At 72.3% G+C, this 16,959-nt stretch carries 10 protein-coding genes; 7 read left to right on the top strand and 3 right to left on the bottom strand.

Going from position 1 to position 16,959, the window contains the following annotated elements; all coding sequences use genetic code 11:
• Positions 1-198: 198 nt before the first annotated feature.
• Both typA and AC6CKD_RS02970 read right to left on the bottom strand, forming a co-directional pair.
• The gene (gene typA / locus AC6CKD_RS02975; protein WP_498324919.1) at positions 199-2,103 is read right to left on the bottom strand and encodes a translational GTPase TypA; all 1,905 of its coding nucleotides are present in this window, start codon (positions 2,101-2,103) and stop codon (positions 199-201) included.
• A 328-nt stretch (positions 2,104-2,431) separates the two neighbouring features.
• The gene (locus AC6CKD_RS02970) at positions 2,432-4,810 is read right to left on the bottom strand and encodes an ABC transporter family substrate-binding protein (RefSeq protein WP_498324918.1); all 2,379 of its coding nucleotides are present in this window, start codon (positions 4,808-4,810) and stop codon (positions 2,432-2,434) included.
• Positions 4,811-5,173: 363 nt separating this feature from the next.
• Here AC6CKD_RS02970 and AC6CKD_RS02965 point away from each other — a divergent pair, with 363 nt between their 5' ends.
• From AC6CKD_RS02965 to AC6CKD_RS02950, 4 genes are all read left to right on the top strand, one after another.
• Positions 5,174-5,404 (top strand): Rv0250c family protein, encoded by a 231-nt coding sequence (locus tag AC6CKD_RS02965; RefSeq protein WP_498324917.1) that lies wholly within the window; start codon positions 5,174-5,176, stop codon positions 5,402-5,404.
• A gap of 95 nt (positions 5,405-5,499) precedes the next feature.
• Positions 5,500-6,324, top strand: coding sequence for a succinate dehydrogenase subunit SdhC (gene sdhC, locus AC6CKD_RS02960; protein ID WP_498324915.1), 825 nt, complete (start codon positions 5,500-5,502; stop codon positions 6,322-6,324).
• Position 6,325: 1 nt separating this feature from the next.
• Positions 6,326-8,239: a fumarate reductase/succinate dehydrogenase flavoprotein subunit gene (locus AC6CKD_RS02955; RefSeq protein ID WP_498324914.1), complete on the top strand. Its 1,914-nt coding sequence runs from the start codon at positions 6,326-6,328 to the stop codon at positions 8,237-8,239.
• Positions 8,236-9,009: a succinate dehydrogenase/fumarate reductase iron-sulfur subunit gene (locus AC6CKD_RS02950; RefSeq protein ID WP_498324913.1), complete on the top strand. Its 774-nt coding sequence runs from the start codon at positions 8,236-8,238 to the stop codon at positions 9,007-9,009. Before AC6CKD_RS02955 ends, AC6CKD_RS02950 begins: the two co-directional genes overlap by 4 nt.
• Before the next feature lie 121 nt (positions 9,010-9,130).
• On the opposite strand, the gene AC6CKD_RS02945 is transcribed toward AC6CKD_RS02950, so the two are convergent.
• On the bottom strand, positions 9,131-10,366 hold the full coding sequence (locus AC6CKD_RS02945; protein ID WP_498324912.1) for an RNA-guided endonuclease InsQ/TnpB family protein: 1,236 nt from the start codon (positions 10,364-10,366) through the stop codon (positions 9,131-9,133).
• A gap of 254 nt (positions 10,367-10,620) precedes the next feature.
• Between AC6CKD_RS02945 and AC6CKD_RS02940 the strand changes: the two genes are divergently transcribed.
• The 3 genes from AC6CKD_RS02940 (at position 10,621) to AC6CKD_RS02930 (ending at position 16,942) form a co-directional block, all read left to right on the top strand.
• Positions 10,621-13,932: a protein kinase domain-containing protein gene (locus AC6CKD_RS02940; RefSeq protein WP_498324910.1), complete on the top strand. Its 3,312-nt coding sequence runs from the start codon at positions 10,621-10,623 to the stop codon at positions 13,930-13,932.
• Positions 13,933-14,040: 108 nt separating this feature from the next.
• Entirely contained in the window at positions 14,041-16,125 is a 2,085-nt protein-coding gene (locus AC6CKD_RS02935) for a TPM domain-containing protein (protein WP_498325420.1), read from the top strand.
• A 97-nt stretch (positions 16,126-16,222) separates the two neighbouring features.
• Entirely contained in the window at positions 16,223-16,942 is a 720-nt protein-coding gene (locus AC6CKD_RS02930; protein ID WP_498324908.1) for a PspA/IM30 family protein, read from the top strand.
• Positions 16,943-16,959 lie beyond the last annotated feature (17 nt).

The following is a 16,959-nucleotide window of genomic DNA, read 5'->3' as shown; positions in this document are numbered from 1 at the left end:
ACGGATAGGAGACAGACATGAACGAAACGGACTGTTAGCTCTTCTTCCGGAGTGTCACGGTCGGTATGCGGACATCGGACCGAAACAATCCGCTTGACAAAAGCGAACAGCCCCCTTCGTCACGGTGTGCGTGACGAAGGGGGCTGTTCACAAAAGCGCGTACCGGGCGGACCCAGGTGTGACCTAGGTCCTACGCGACTACTTGCCGGACTTGGCGCGCGACGCGGTGCGCGAGCGGTCCTTCTGGTCCAGGACGACCTTGCGGATGCGGACGGCCTCCGGGGTCACCTCGACGCATTCGTCGTCGCGGCAGAACTCCAGGGACTGCTCCAGGGAGAGCCTGCGCGGGGGCACCACGTTCTCGGTGTTGTCCGCGGAAGCCGCACGCATGTTGGTGAGCTTCTTCTCCTTGGTGATGTTCACGTCCATGTCGTCGGCGCGCGAGTTCTCGCCGACGATCATGCCCTCGTACACCTCGGTGCCGGGCTCGGTGAACAGGACGCCGCGCTCCTGCAGGTTGATCATCGCGAACGGCGTGACCGACCCGGAGCGGTCGGCGACCAGCGAACCGTTGTTACGGGTCACCAGCGGGCCGAACCACGGCTCCAGGCCCTCGTGGATCGAGTGGGCGATGCCCGTGCCGCGCGTACCGGTCAGGAACTCGGTACGGAAGCCGATGAGGCCGCGGGACGGGACGACGAACTCCATGCGGACCCAGCCGGAGCCGTGGTTCGACATGTTGTCCATGCGGCCCTTGCGGACGCCCATGAGCTGCGTGACCGCGCCCATGTGCTCCTCGGGGACGTCGACCGTCATGCGCTCGACCGGCTCGTGCACCTTGCCGTCGATCACCTGCGTGACGACCTGCGGCTTGCCGATGGTCAGCTCGAAGCCCTCGCGGCGCATCTGCTCGACCAGGATGGCGAGCGCGAGCTCACCACGGCCCTGGACCTCCCAGGCGTCGGGACGCTCGGTCTCGAGGACGCGGAGCGAGACGTTACCGACCAGCTCGCGGTCCAGACGGTCCTTGACCTGGCGGGCGGTGACCTTGCGGTCCTTGACCGCGGACTTGGCGTCCGCGCCCTTGCCGCTGCCGCCGCGGCCGACCATCGGGGAGGTGTTCGTACCGATGGTCATCGAGATCGCCGGCTCGTCGACCGAGATCAGCGGGAGCGCGATCGGGTTCTCCGGGTCGGCCAGGGTCTCGCCGATCATGATGTCGGGGAATCCGGCGACCGCGCAGATGTCACCCGGGCCCGCCACCTCGGCCGGCTTGCGGGTGAGCGCCTCGGTCATCATCAGCTCGGTGATGCGGACGTTGGAGATGGTGCCGTCACGCTTGATCCACGCGACGGTCTGGCCCTTGCGGAGCTCGCCCTGCTCGACGCGCACCAGCGCGATGCGGCCGAGGAAGTTGTCCGCGTCCAGGTTGGTGACGTGGGCCTGGAGGGGGGCCTCCTCGTCGTACACCGGGGCCGGGACGTGCTCCAGGATCGTGGAGAAGAAGGGCTCCAGGCTGTCGCTGTCCGCGGGGACGGTGCCGTCCTCGGGCTTGGTCAGCGAGGCCACGCCGTCACGGCCACAGGCGTAGACGATCGGGAACTCGATCTGCTCCTCGTCGGCGTCCAGGTCGAGGAAGAGGTCGTACGTCTCGTTGACGACCTCGTCGATCCGGGAGTCCGGACGGTCCGTCTTGTTGATGCAGAGGATGACCGGCATCTTCGCCTGCAGGGCCTTGCGCAGGACGAAGCGGGTCTGGGGCAGGGGACCCTCGGAGGCGTCCACCAGCAGGACGACCGCGTCCACCATCGACAGACCGCGCTCGACCTCACCACCGAAGTCGGCGTGGCCGGGGGTGTCGATGATGTTGATCGTGATGGGCGCCCCGCCGTCCTTGGGGTGGTACTTCACCGCCGTGTTCTTGGCGAGGATCGTGATGCCCTTCTCACGCTCCAGGTCGTTCGAGTCCATCATGCGGTCGTCGAGGTGCTGGTGGGCGGCGAAGGCACCGGCCTGCTTGAGCATGGCATCGACGATGGTCGTCTTGCCATGGTCGACGTGGGCGACGATGGCGACGTTACGGATGTCGTGGCGCGTGGGCACTTCGGCGCTTCTCCCGGGATCGTGGATGGCGACGCGTACGGTCCGGCACGCGCGCCTCGACCGGGCGGAAAACCTGCCACGGCCTTACCCCATCGTACGTCGGATGGAGGGAACCGCCTGCCGGGGGGTCTGTCAAGAGGCCGGACGACTGAGCGCGACCGAGTCTTGGGTGGGGGAACTCGGCGGGACTCGATGGGGTAATGCCTGCGGAAACACGCGGGTCAACGGGTACGTACGACCTTGCCCGCCGGTGCTCCGACGGGCAAGGGACTTGAGTCACATCTGAGCTTGCGGCGCCCCGCTCAACCCGGGATGCACCCGTTCGTCATCACTTCTTCGCCTTCTTGTCCTTCGCCGGCTTCTTCCAGCCGATGTCCTGGTAGCGCGGGGCCCCCAGGCCGAAGGCGCCCGCGTTGGCGAGGCCCGGCTTCACCGCCACCAGCTCGGGGCGCTGGTAGAGCGGGATGGACCCGGCCGTCGCCCAGATCCGGGCGTCCGCCTTGCGCATCAGCTCGCGGGAGGCCGCCTCGTCCAGCTCGCCCAGCGCCTGGTCGAAGAGCTGGTCGATGTGGTCGGTGCCGACCCGGGTGTAGTTCTGTTCGACCAGCAGCGAGCCGTCGGCGGCCGGCTCCGGCTTGGCGAAGATGGGCCGGGCGTCGGTGGCCGGGTAGGCGGTCGCGGGCCACGAGTAGAGCGCCAGGTCGTACTGGCCCGAGGCGATGTGGTCCTTGAAGAAGCTCTCGTCGGCCACCTTGCTCAGCTCGGTCTGCACGCCGACCTTCTGGAGCATCTGGGAGATCCGCTCACCGACCGTGCGCAGCGCTTCCGAGCCGGGACCGGCCGGCAGGACGAAGCGCAGGGTGAGCGGCTTGCCGTCCTTGGCGAGCATGTTGCCGGAGGTGCGTACGGCCTGCTTGGCGGGGGCGGGGGCGGTGCTCGCCTGGTCCGCCGGTTCGGCGGCGGCCTCGGCGTCCAGGGCCGGGCTGCGCTTGCCGTCGACCACGGACTCGTCCACGGCGTCGTCCACCGCGTCGGCCTGGGCTTCGGCCTGGGCGCGCAGGTGCTGCTCCTGGAGGGCCGCGAAGGGGGCCGGGGCGAGCACCGGGGAGGGGCGGCTCAGCCCGCTCGCGGAGAAGGCGTCGGCGTCGACGATCTCCCCGTCCGGGGCGGAGCGCTCGTACCGGCCTTCGGGCAGGTCCAGGCCGGCCGGGGCCCCGGACCGGCCGTCGCCGTTGCGCTCGTCGTCCTGGCCGACGATGTACAGGCCGTCGTTCCCGGTGCCCGGCCCTGCCGGGGTCTTCGAGTCGTCCGTCTCCTTCTCGGCCTCCGGGCCCGCCTTCGCGCCCGCCGGCTCGGTGAGCTTGCCGCCGCGGCGCCAGCCGGCGTCCGCGAGCAGGGCCTGCGAGGCCTGGGTGTCCTGGCCGCCGAGGGCGCCGCTGTTGTCGGCGTACGCCTGCTGCCCGGCCAGCGCGAGGTGGCTGCCCACCGGCTTCGCGGGCAGGCCCAGCGGCTTCAGGACGATGTCGGCGAGCGCCTGGCGGTCCAGGGCGCGGGCCACGGCGCGGCGTACCCGCTCGTCGGCGAGCGGGCCGCTCGCGCCGTTCATGGCGAGCTGGGTGTAGGCCGGCTCCAGGGACTTGCGGACGGTGAAGCCGCGCAGGGCGGTCTGCTCCTCGGCGTACCGCTTCACCGCCTCCGCCTGCTTCTGGCGGGTGGCCTGCGCCTCCTGGGCCTTGTCCTCGTCCGCCCCGAAGGCGAGCGCCCACGACAGGGTGGCCTGGGCGGGGGTCACCGAGGCGGCCGGGCCGTGGGCCCCCGCACCCCCGGCGCCCTTGGCGGCCGCCCGGCGGGCCAGGGCGATCCGGTCGGCGCCGGTGCGGTCGATCTCGGCCAGGTCGAGCTTGCCGGCGGCCAGCGCGGCCGGGCGCTCGGAGCGGGGCACGGCGGTGAGGACCAGGGTGTCGAGCTTGGCGGGGCTGCCCCACCAGCGGGGGTTGCGGGTCAGTGAGGCCGTACCGGTCTTCTTGTCGACGGCTCCCAGCCCGAAGGGGCCCGCGGTGACCTTCAGGGTGCCCCGGGCTCCCTCGTTGAAGCTCTCCGGGGTGCCGGTGACCTGCTTGGGGTAAAGGGGGCTGAAGAGGGAGCGCCAGTCGGCGTACGGCCTGACGAAGGTGACCTTGACCTCCAGGTCCGTCTTGCCGCGCTCGATCTTCTCGATCCGGTCGTAGCCGGCGTTGCGCGCCGTCCAGTACGCGGAGTCCTTGCCGTTCAGGGCCCGCCACTGGGCGACGAAGTCGGCGGCTCCGATCTCCCGGCCGTCGCTCCAGACCGCCTGCTGGTTGAGCTTGTACAGGACGACCTGCTTGGGCTCCCGCTCTACGACTTCGGCCTTCTCCAGGTAGTCGGGGTTGGCCACCGGCCGCCCCTTGCCGTCCAGCACGAACAGGTGGGGCAGGACCGCCCCGGCGATCCGGTTGGTGGTGGCGTCCGCATCGGCCTGGAAGGCGTTGAGCGTGCCCGGCATCGAGTCCACGGCCCACCGCAGCACCCCGCCGTCGGCGACCTTGTCGCGCGCGGCCGTCGCGATGTCCTGCCCCGCGGCGGCCGGACCGCCCTCGTCTTCACCCGCGCCGCAGCCCGCGAGCAGCGGCAGTGCAAGAACTCCCGAGGTCAGGAGCGCCAAGGACCTGCGCCTTCTCTGGGACATGGGTGGTACCTCCGGGACGGGGCGTGGGGGGAGCCGTGAAAGGGGATGTTTTGATCACGTTCGGCGGTATATGGAGCTGATCACACTGGGTGCCGAAACCCACTGAAATCGACACCCCGCCGCACCCACCGCAGCCGACCCTCGCCACGCCGCGAACCCCACCCGTGCGGACCAATCCGGCTTGCGTTCCGGGCGGGCGTTCCCCCGTAAGAGGGATGAAAATGGGGGCAGGGAGGGGCGCACAGTTCGCGCCTGCGCGCCCGCAATCGCTGCACGTCCCTTCACAACCGGGGACGGGAGGCGCGACACTCGCAGGCGCACATGAGCGCTGCCACCGCACCCAAGCGGAAGTGAGGGCAAATCATGTCCCTGCAAGACGATTTGACCGCCGTACGGCGCAACCTGAACGAGCTGGTCCGCTCTGTGGAGCAGCTGGAGAGGGACGTCAAGAACACGGCCCGGCAGGCACCCTCCGCCCCCCGGCCCCCCGGCGAGGGCGGAATGGTCAGCGTCCCGGACACCCCGTACGACAGCTCGCTGTGGACGGACGCCGACGACGAGGGTCTCGGCGCCCGCGACCGCCGCGCCCCCTGACCCACCCCTTCCGCACGCCCCACCGGGCCCGGTCACCCGCAGCGACGGCGGCCGGGCCCCCGGGGCACCCCTCATCACTCCACCCGGAGTCCCTCTTGGCCACAGGCACCCAACCATCCCCCCAGCGGCCCGGCGGCGTCCACGACGCCTCGCGGGCCGCGATCGAGACCCGGCACCTGCGGACGGACCGGTGGTGGCTCTCCCCCGCCGGCACCGCGGCCGGGCTGCTCGCCTTCATCGTCTACTCGACCTGGCGGGCCTTCGCCAACGCCGACTACTACGCGGCGCCGTACGTCTCCCCGTTCTACTCCCCGTGCCTCGCGGAGAACTGCCAGGACATGCGCGGCGGCCCGAACCTCGACCTCTTCGGCAGTTGGTGGGGCCTGTCCCCCGCGCTGCTGATCCTGGTGTTCCCGCTCGGCTTCCGGCTGACCTGCTACTACTACCGCAAGGCCTACTACCGGGGCTTCTGGGCCTCGCCGCCCGCCTGCGCCGTCGCCGAGCCGCACGCCTCGTACAGCGGCGAGACCCGCTTCCCGCTGATCTTCCAGAACATGCACCGCTACTTCTTCTACGCGGCGGTGCCGGTCGCGGGCATCCTCACCTACGACACCGTGCTGACCTTCCGCGACGAGCAGTACGCGTGGGGCCACATGGGCCTCGGAACGCTGCTCTTCGTCGTCAACATCGCGCTGATCTGGGCCTACACGCTGTCCTGCCACTCCTGCCGGCACATCATGGGCGGCCGCCTCAAGCACTTCTCCAAGCACCCGGTGCGCTACCGCCTGTGGGGCTGGATCAGCAGGCTCAACAACCGCCACATGCAGCTGGCGTGGGCCTCCCTGATCAGCGTCGCCGCGTGCGACTTCTACGTCTACCTGGTGGCCAGCGGCGCCTTCTCCGACCCGAGGATTTTCTGAGATGGCTCAAGTGGAACGACAGCAGTGGGACGTCGTCGTGGTCGGCGCGGGCGGCGCCGGGCTGCGGGCCGCGATCGAGGCGCGCGAGCGGGGCGCCCGTACGGCCGTGATCTGCAAATCCCTCTTCGGCAAGGCCCACACCGTGATGGCGGAGGGCGGGATCGCCGCCTCCATGGGCAACGTCAACGAGGGCGACAACTGGCAGGTCCACTTCCGCGACACCATGCGCGGCGGCAAGTTCCTGAACCAGTGGCGGATGGCGGAGCTGCACGCCAAGGAGGCCCCGGACCGGGTCTGGGAGCTGGAGACCTGGGGCGCGCTCTTCGACCGCACGCCCGACGGGAAGATCTCGCAGCGCAACTTCGGCGGGCACGAGTACCCGCGGCTCGCCCACGTCGGCGACCGGACCGGGCTGGAGCTGATCCGCACCCTCCAGCAGAAGATCGTGCAGCTCCAGCAGGAGGACTTCAAGGAGTACGGGGACTACGAGGCCCGGCTCAAGGTCTTCCAGGAGTGCACGGTCACGAGGATCCTGAAAGACGGCGAGAGGGTCTCCGGGACCTTCTGCTACGAGCGCGAGACCGGGCGGTTCTTCGCCCTGGAGGCGCCGGCGGTGGTGCTCGCCACGGGCGGGATCGGCAAGTCCTTCAAGACCACGTCCAACTCGTGGGAGTACACCGGCGACGGCCACGCGCTGGCACTGCTCGCCGGGGCGCCGCTGCTGAACATGGAGTTCGTGCAGTTCCACCCGACCGGCATGGTCTGGCCGCCCTCGGTGAAGGGGATCCTCGTCACCGAATCGGTGCGCGGCGACGGCGGGGTGCTGCGCAACAGCGAGGGCAAGCGGTTCATGTTCGATTACATCCCGGACGTGTTCAAGGAGAAGTACGCGCAGTCCGAGGAGGAGGGCGACCGCTGGTACGAGGACCCGGACCACAACCGGCGCCCGCCCGAGCTGCTCCCCCGCGACGAGGTGGCCCGCGCCATCAACTCCGAGGTCAAGGCCGGGCGCGGCTCCCCGCACGGCGGGGTGTTCCTCGACGTGTCCACCCGGATGCCGGCCGAGAAGATCAAGCGGCGGCTCCCGTCGATGTACCACCAGTTCAAGGAGCTGGCGGACGTGGACATCACCGCCGAGCCGATGGAGGTCGGCCCGACCTGCCACTACGTGATGGGCGGCATCGCGGTCGAGTCCGATACTGCCGCCACCCTCGGGGTGCCGGGCCTGTTCGCCGCCGGTGAGGTCGCGGGCGGGATGCACGGCTCGAACCGGCTCGGCGGGAACTCCCTCTCCGACCTGCTGGTCTTCGGCCGCCGGGCCGGGCTGCACGCGGCGCAGTACGCCGCGCGGGACGCCCCGGCCGTCGGCGGGCGGCCCGAGGTGTCCCAGGCGCAGATCGACGCGGCGGCCGCGGAGGCGCTGGCCCCGTTCCACGCCGCCGAGGGCGCGGAGAACCCGTACACCCTCCACCAGGAGCTCCAGACGGCCATGAACGACCTCGTCGGGATCATCCGCCGCGAGGGCGAGATGGCCCAGGCGCTGGAGAAGCTCGCGGCCCTGCGCGTACGGGCCTCCCGGGCCGGGGTCGAGGGGCACCGGCAGTTCAACCCGGGCTGGCACCTGGCCCTGGACCTGCGCAACATGCTGCTGGTCAGTGAATGCGTGGCCCGCGCGGCCCTGGAGCGCACCGAGAGCCGGGGCGGGCACACCCGCGAGGACTGCCCGGCGATGGAGCGCGCCTGGCGGCCGGTGAACCTGCTGTGCCGGCCCGTCGCCCCGGCTCCCGAGGATCCCGCGGCGGACCGGATCGAGCTGACCCGGGTGCGCACCGATCCCATCCGATCCGACCTGCTCGCGCTCTTCGAGAAGGAAGAGCTGGTCAAGTACCTCGCCGAAGAGGAGCTGTACGAGTGAGTACCTACGATGCCGCGTTCCGGATCTGGCGGGGCGACGCGGAGGGCGGTGAGCTGCGCGACTTCACCGTGGAGGTGCACGACGGGGAGGTGGTGCTGGACATCGTCCACCGGCTCCAGGCCACCCAGGCCTCCGACCTCGCCGTGCGGTGGAACTGCAAGGCGGGCAAGTGCGGTTCGTGCAGCGCGGAGGTCAACGGGCGGCCGCGGCTGATGTGCATGACGCGGATGTCGACCTTTTCCCGCGAGGAGACGATCACCGTGACCCCGTTGCGGGCCTTCCCGATCGTCCGCGACCTGGTGACGGACGTGTCCTTCAACTATCAGAAGGCGCGCGAGGTGCCCGCCTTCGTGCCGCCCGCCGGGGTGGCTCCGGGCGAGTACCGGATGCAGCAGATCGACGTGGAGCGCTCGCAGGAGTTCCGCAAGTGCATCGAGTGCTTCCTGTGCCAGGACACCTGTCACGTGGTGCGCGACCACGAGGAGAACAAGGGCGCCTTCGCCGGTCCGCGCTTCCTGATGCGGGTGGCGGAGCTGGACATGCACCCGCTGGACGCGGCCGCCGAGGCGGGCCTGGACCGCAAGCGCACGGCGCAGGAGGAGCACGGGCTCGGCTACTGCAACATCACCAAGTGCTGCACGGAGGTCTGCCCCGAGGGGATCAAGATCACCGACAACGCCCTGATCCCGCTGAAGGAGCGGGCCGTGGACCGCAAGTACGACCCGCTGGTGTGGCTGGGGAGCAAGATCCGGCGGCGTTCGGATCAATAGCCGCCCCCAGCTGTTCACTTCGCAGGGCACAATGCCCTGAACAACGTCGTTGACTTGAATGCTCCCCTCCTTGAAGGGGAGAGGATTCTCTCCCTTTCAAGGTTGCGTGGGGATTCGTGGCTCACGCTGCCTTACGAACCGGCGGTTCGTCGGGTCTTCCACGATCAGCGCCGACCGGGTTCAGACCTGCCCGGACGAGCATCACGCGTGCGGAGTTCTTGTCCCGTGGGGACACGGCTCCGCACGCGGTGCACGTGTAGGTGCGTACTCCCAGCGGCAGTGCGTGCTTGGCTCTCGCTCCGCACCGCGCGCAGTCCATCGTGGAGTACGCCGGATGTACCAGATGCACGGCACGACCGTGCTTACGCCCCATCTCGACCAGAGCCGCTTTGGTGGCACCAATGGCGGCGTCAGCGGCCTTCCTCGCCATGCTGGACTTGGCGAGAAACCTGGGCTTGAAGTCCTCGACGGCGAGGGCGTCGTGGTCGCGGACGACACGCTTCGCCCACTTCCGGGCGGTGTCCTGCCGCTGCCGGGCCACCTTCTTGTACAGCTTCGCCGCCTGCCGCCGGGCCTCCCGGTAGCCCTTGGATCGCTTCTTTCCCTTCGGGGCGCGGCGGCGGGCCATCCTCCGCTGATACCGGGCCAGCTTGAACGCAAGCTTTTGGCCGTGTTCCAGGTGCGGAAGGTCATGGGTGTCGCTGGTGGTGGTCGCGGTCTCCGTCACACCCCAGTCGATGCCGATGACCGCGCCGGTGGCAGGTATGGGTTCAGTTTGTGCGGGGACGACGAACGAGCCGTACCAGTGGCCGACACTGTCCCGGTAGACCCGCACCGACGATGGATCGCCTGGAAGGTCGCGTGACCACACCACCGTCAGGACGATCCCGCCCGCCAGGTGGAGGCGTCCGTCCTTGAGCCGGAAGCCGCGCTTCGTGTAGTTGAGGCTCGGATCAGCGCGGTGTTTCTTCTTCCACCGGGGCATCCCGGCCCGCTGTCGCATCGGTAGCCGGTCCTTGATGTCCTTCTGCGCCTTCGCCCTAGACTTGCCGAAATCCCGCACCAACTGCTGCTGCGGAACGCTCGCACCCGCCCGCAGCCACAGAGTGTTGGCTCGCGCCTCGGTCAGCATCCGGTCGAGCTGCGCCGGACCGCACGTCCGCTTCTCTGCGCCCTCCAAACGGGCCTCGTTTACGGCATGGACCTGCTTCGACTTGGCCACGCACTCGTTCCAGACCCACCGACACCTGTCCCACTCCGCCCCGAGCAGAGCGAGCGCGGTCGACGACACACGAAGGCGGTAGGTGAACCGGGTGACCCCGGCCCCCTCCGCTGTCGCTGCCCCTGATGGTGTCACCACGCCAACGTAGAACCGCAGCGCGCCCCATTCACCAGAACACGAGCACCTCACCCGAACGAGCGACCGACACGCCTGCCGGCGGTCTGACGACGCCGAAATCACATACTCGCTTGAGGAGAATCAACCACGAATCGCCTAGTGGCGATTAGTCTTCCCCTGCCCCGCCAGGCGGGGCACCGGATGCCTCCCTGGCCAGAGCGCCGGAGCATCCGCCGGTTACCCGGTGATGTCAGGGGGCATTCGCGGTGCGGGTGGGGGATCAGCTGGCGGGCCGGTACCGCCTCGAACAGCGGCTCGGCCAGGGCGGCATGGGCGAGGTGTGGCGGGCGCACGACACGGCGCTGGAGCGGGCCGTGGCGGTGAAGGTACTGCTGGAGGCGGCCACGAACGACGAGCTGGTCGCCCGCTTCCGGCGCGAGGCCACGATCGGGGCGCGGCTCCAGCACCCCGGCATCACCGTGGTGCACGACGTGGGCCAGGAGGACGGGCGGCTCTTCATCGTGATGGAGCTGCTCGCCGGTGAGGATCTGCGCACGGCGCTGATCCGGGCCCCGGGCGGGATGCCGGTGGCGGTCGCGCTGGATCTCGCCGCGCAGACCGCCGAGGCGCTGGCCGCCGCGCACGAACGCTCGGTGATCCACCGGGACCTGAAGCCGGCCAACCTCTTCCTGCTGCCCGGGGGCCGGCTGAAGATCTGCGACTTCGGCATCGCGCACTCCTCCGACGCCACGGCCGGCTGGACGGTCACCGGCCGGATCTTCGGCAGCCCGCCGTACATGGCCCCCGAGCAGTGGCGGGGCGAGCGGGTGGACGCCCGGTGCGATCTGTACGCGCTGGGGGGCGTGCTGTACGCGCTGCTGAGCGGGGAGGCGCCCTTCGGGGAGGCCGAGAGCCCCTACGTCCTGATGCGCCGGCACATCGAGGACCCGCCGCTGCCGCTGCGCGTGGCCGGCGCCCCGGTGGCGCCGGAGGTGGAGCGGCTGGTGCTGCGGCTGATGGAGAAGGCCCCGGCGGACCGGCCGGAGTCGGCGGACGCGGTGGCCAAGGAGCTGCGGGCGCTGCTGCGGGCGGGGGCGGGGTCTGCGTTGGGCTCGGAGGTGCCCGTGGGGCGTACGGCCATGACGGCTCCGGGCGGTACGGCGACCTCGGGGGCCCCGGGGTCGCCGGGGGCCGCGCCGTACCGGGCGGATCCGGTCGGGGTTCCCGGGGGTGGCTTCGGGCCGGTCTCCGTGCCCGCGCCGGGCGGCGGGGGCGGATTCGGGCCGATCTCCGCGCCGGACACCGGGGGCGCCTTCGGGCCTGCCGCCGCGCCGGATACCGGGGCCGTGCCCGCTCCCGTACGGGAGTTCGTACGGGAGCTGCTGCTGGAGGTGGAGGAGTCGCTCCGCGTGCTGCCCCCCGGCGGCCAGGCCCGGATCGAGGTGCTGGCCCTCGCCGCCGATGCCGCGGCCCGCTTCGACGGCGGACTCGCCGGGCGGCTGCTGGCCGACGCCGAGGCCGCTGCGTGGGACGGCGGCGACGGGGCGCGGGCGGCCCGGTTGCTGACCGGGCTGGCCAAGGACACCTCCGCCCACGCCCCGGCCCGGGCCCGGCGGCTGCTGACCGACGCGCAGCAGGCACTGTTCACCGTGTTCGGCTCCAACCGGTCGGGCCCGCTGCGCGCGGTGGCGGAGGAGCTGGCCAGGGTCGCTCCGGAGCAGGCCGCGCAGATCGCGGCGGACCACTTCGCGGACGGCCCGGCCGAGAAGCGGCTCGGCGCCCGCGTCGCCACGGCCGTCGCGGCGGCCGATCCCGCCGAGGCCGAACTGAGCCTCGCGCTGATCCAGGACGCGGGGCTGCGCGGGGCCGCCACCTACGACATGGTGCTGGCCGTCGCCCCGAACGACCTGGCGGCGGCCCTGCGGCTGAGCGAGCGCATCGGCTCCGCCGGGGGCCGGCTGCTGGCGCTGTGCCAGGTGGCGCGCGACCGGGCCGAGGCCGCGGACCCGGCGGGCGGGGCCAGGGCGCTGGCGCAGGCCGAGGAGGAGTTGCCCCGGTTCCTGGAGGAGCGGGCGGCCTGGCTGCGCGAGGAGGCCGCGCACCACGCCGAGCAGGGGCAGCTCGTACAGGCGGAGCGGCTGCGGAACCAGGCCGCCCGGCTGCTGCGCCACGCCCCGCAGGAGGCCGCCGACGAGAAGGCCGGCCACGCCCTCGCCTCGCTGGCCTCCGCCCGGGCCCGCGTCGAGCAGGAGGCCCGGCCGCCGCTCGACCCGGCGGTGGCCCGGGAGCGCGCGGGCCGGGCCCGGGACCTGCCGGACGCGGCGGAGCGGGCGCGGGCCCTGGCCCGGATCGCCCGGGAGTGCGTGGCGACAGGCGGGACGCCCTGGCTGGCGGAGGCCGCCGCCGACGCCGGGAGCCCGCCGCCGGCCGGTACGGCGCTCACGGGTCGCGCCGAAACGACCCGCCGCGGGCCCGCGGCGGCCCCCGGGGAAAGGGCGTGGCGCACCGGGGCCCGACCGGCCGACCTGTACGCGGCCGGCGCGCGCATGGTGTGGCGCGAGGGGGCCGAGGTGGGCTGCGTGGGAACGGACGCGGGCGTGACCCTGTGGACGGCGTACGCCGACGAGGGCGCGGCCGCGCCGCCGCTGCCGGGAGCCGGGCAGGTGCTGGTGTCCTGCGCGGCGGACGCCGGCACGGTCTACGTCGAGGTGCGGCGGGAGGGCACGCCGGGGGTGCGGCTGCTGGCGCGCGAGCCGCGGGACGGCCGGGTGCGCTGGTGGCGCGACCTGCCCGGCACGCGGCCGCTGCCCGGCACCGAGGGCGCCGGCCTCCCCGGGTCGCGGCCGCTGCTCGGCGTCGGGCCGGTGCTGGTGCACGGGGCGCCGGGGGACCTGACCGCGCTGCGGGCGGCGACGGGCGAGATCCTGTGGCAGCACCCCGTTCCCGACCCGGCGACCCGCTCCCCCGCCACGGTGGGCGACTGCCTGGTCCTCGCGGACGATCTGCGACTGCGGGCGCTGCACCTGCCGACCGGCCGCCCGGTGTGGTCCTTCCAACGGTCCCGCCCCACGGCGCGCACGCTGCACGATCCGCGGCTCGCCGGGAGCGGCCTCGTCCACCTCCTGGACGAGGGCGCGCTGCTGGCCCTGGACCAGGGCTCCGGCCGGGAGGTGTGGCGCTCCACGCCGGGCCCCCTGGCGCGGGGCCTGCTCGTCGAACGCGGCACGGTGTACGCGGCCTCGCACGCGCCGGAGGGCCGGGACGGCTGGGACGCAGTCCTGGCGCTCGACGCGGAGACGGGCGCGCTGCGCTGGCAGCGCCAGGCGGCCCGGTGCGGCGGGGCAGGGTGCGGGCTCGAACTGCTGGGGCTGCGTCCGCAAGGCCTGTACGTCAAGGTCCCCCAGGGCGGGCGGCGCGGTCTCCTCGGCCGCTCGTCGGACCCGTACGTGGCGGTCCTGGACCCGTTCTCGGGCAGACCGCGCCGGTACTGGGACCACCCGCCGCTGGCCAAGGCCGACGCCCTGCTGATCGGCGACCACCTGGTCCTGTCCCGCCCGGAACTGACGGCGTACGGCCTGCCGTAGCCGGGAGGGCTCCGGGTGCGGGAGGGTGAATCCGCCCATACTCTCCCAAATGTGACTCCGCCGAAAAGCAGGACGCGCAGCAGCACGAAGAGACGCACCACCGCCGGGATACCCGTCCGGACCGGCCTCGCCCTCGCCGCCGGGCTGCTCGCGCTCACCGGCTGGACGACGGCCGCCGCGCCGGCCGCCCGGGCCGACGATCCCGTCACCCTGTCCCAGCAGGGGCAGGTCACCGACCGCGTGGGCGCCCTGGGCGACCGCAAGCCCGAGGTCACCGCCGCGCTGGACAAGCTGTACGCGGACCGGAGGGTCCAGCTGTTCGTCACGTACGTGCGCGACTTCTCCGGCCGGTCCGCGCAGAGCTGGGCCGACGCCACCGCCGAGAAGAACGGCCTCGGCCAGAACGACGTCCTGCTGGCCATCGCCACCGGGGCCCGGCAGTACGCCTATTCGGCCGATGTCGACTCCGGATTCACCGCGGAGCAGCTCGCGGCGGTCGCGCAGACCGCCATCGAGCCGGCCCTCAAGCAGAACGACTGGGCGGGCGCCGCGATCGGCGCCGCCAACGGCTACGACGCGGTCCTGGGCGGACAGCCCGTGCCGGTGCCGGCCGTCGTCCCCGGCGAGGCCGACCCCGGAGGCGCCGCGGCGAGCGGCGGCGAGAGCGGCGCCGGGGACTTCGTCCTCCCGGTGGTCGCGGTCGGCGCGGCCGGCGCCCTCGGGGCGTACGCGTACACCCGGCGCAAGCGCAAGGCGGCGGGCGGCAGTGGCGGCTCGAAGACCACCGGCTGGTCCGGGCAGGGGCCCGCCCCGCTCGCCCTGCCGGAGCTGGACGCCAAGGCCAAGGCCGTGCTGGTGGAGACCGACGACGCGATCCGCACCAGTACCGAGGAACTCGGCTTCGCCACCGCGCAGTTCGGCGAGGAGGCGGTGACGGCCTTCACGCAGGCGGTGGAGTTCGGGAAGGGCGAGCTGACGGCCGCGTTCCGGCTGCGCCAACAGCTCGACGACGCGTACCCGGAGGACGACGCCACCCGCCGCCGGATGCTCGACGAGATCGTGGCCCGCTGCACGGAGGCGAGCCGGCGGCTCGACGCCGAGTCGGAGGACTTCGACCGGCTGCGGGACCTGGAGAAGAACGCCCCGCAGGCGCTCGCGACGGTCGAGAGCCACTTCCGCGCCCTGACGGGCCGTACGACCACGGCGGTCGCCACCCTCACGGCGCTCGGCCGCCAGTACGCGGACTCCGCGGCGGCGCCGGTGGCCTCCAACCCCGAACAGGCCAAGGACCGGCTGCTGTTCGCGACGACCAGCCTCGGCGAGGCGCGCGCCGCGATCGACGCCGGGGACAACGGCAAGGCGGCCGTGCACGTCCGCGCGGCCGAGGGCGCCGTGGACCAGGCGGCGACCCTGGTCGACGCGGTGGAGCGGCGCGCACAGGAACTGGCGGAGGCGGCCGGGAAGCTGCCGGGCGCGCTCAACGAGACGGACACGGACCTCGCCGACGCGCGCGGGCTGCTGACCGGCACCACCGAGGGCTCCTCGACCGCCGATCTGCGCGGCCGGATCAGCCGGGCGGAGGCCGTACTGGCCGACGTGCGCCAGGAGCAGGAGGCCGGACGGTACGACCCACTGGACGCCCTGCGCCGCGTGGAGGAGGCCGACGCGGCCCTCGACGAGGCGCTGGCCGGGGCCCGCGAGCGGGAGTCGGGCCGGCAGCGGGCCGCGGCCCTGCTCGACCAGGCCCTGCTCACGGCCCGCAGCGCGATCGGCGCGGCCACCGACTACATCACCACCAGCCGGGGCGCGATCGGCAGCCAGGCCCGCACCCGGCTGGCGGAGGCCCAGCGCCACCTGGAGCGGTCCGCGTCCCTGGCGGGGTCGGACCCGGCGGGCGCGCTAGCCGAGGCCCAGCAGGCGGACTCGCTCGCGCGCCAGGCCCAGCAGTTGGCCGAGCAGGACGTACGGGGCTACCAGGACCCGTACGGCGGCGGACGGCAGCAGGGCGGCGGCATGGGAGGCGCGGTGCTCGGCGGGATCATCCTCGGCGAGATCCTCGGCGGCGGCCGCGGCGGAGGCGGCTTCGGCGGCGGCTTCGGCGGGGGCGGCGGCGGCTTCGGCGGCGGACGCGGCCCCGGCTCCTTCGGCGGCGGCGGCACCCGCGGCCGCATGGGCGGCGGCGGCCGCTTCTGACGCAGGCGCCTCCTCGCGGGGACTCCCCCTCACCCTCGTCCCCCCTTCTCCCTTCACCCCGTTCCCGGCTTCCCCCGTCCCCAAGGAGACACCGCACATGAGCAAGCAGAGCATCCTCGGCCGCGTCACCCAGCTCGCCAAGGCCAACATCAACTCCCTGCTGGACCAGGCGGAGGACCCGCAGAAGATGCTGGACCAGCTCATCCGCGACTACACGAACAACATCTCCGAGGCGGAGCAGGCCGTCGCGACCACGATCGGCAACCTGCGGATGCTGGAGGCGGACCACGAGGAGGACGTGGACGCGGCCGCGGAGTGGGGCGGCAAGGCCCTCGCGGCGAGCAAGAAGGCCGACGAGCTGCGGGCGTCCGGGTCTGCCGCCGACGCCGACAAGTTCGACAACCTCGCGAAGGTCGCCCTCGGCCGCCAGATGCAGTCGGAGAAGGAGGCGAAGACGGCCGCGCCGACGATCGCCGCCCAGACCGAGGTGGTCGACAAGCTGAAGTCGGGCCTGGACTCGATGAAGACCAAGCTGACGGAGCTGACGGCGAAGCGCGACGAGCTGGTCTCGCGGGCCAAGACCGCGCAGGCGCAGAACACGATGATGGACGCGGTCAAGAACATCGACGTGATGGACCCGACCAGCGACATCACCCGCTTCGAGGAGAAGGTCCGCCGCGAGGAGGCCATGGCCCTGGGCAAGCAGGAACTGGCCGCCTCCTCCCTGGACGCCCAGTTCGAGTCCCTGGACGACCTCGGCAAGACCTCGGAGATCGAGGCCCGGCTGGCCGCCCTGAAGGCGGGCAAGGCCGCCTGAGGGCCTGGGCCGGGCGA

The sequence above is a fragment of the Streptomyces sp. GQ60 genome, assembly GCF_059758875.1.
Note: the sequence above shows the minus strand (reverse complement) of the source record. Positions and strands in the feature narration are given on the sequence as shown.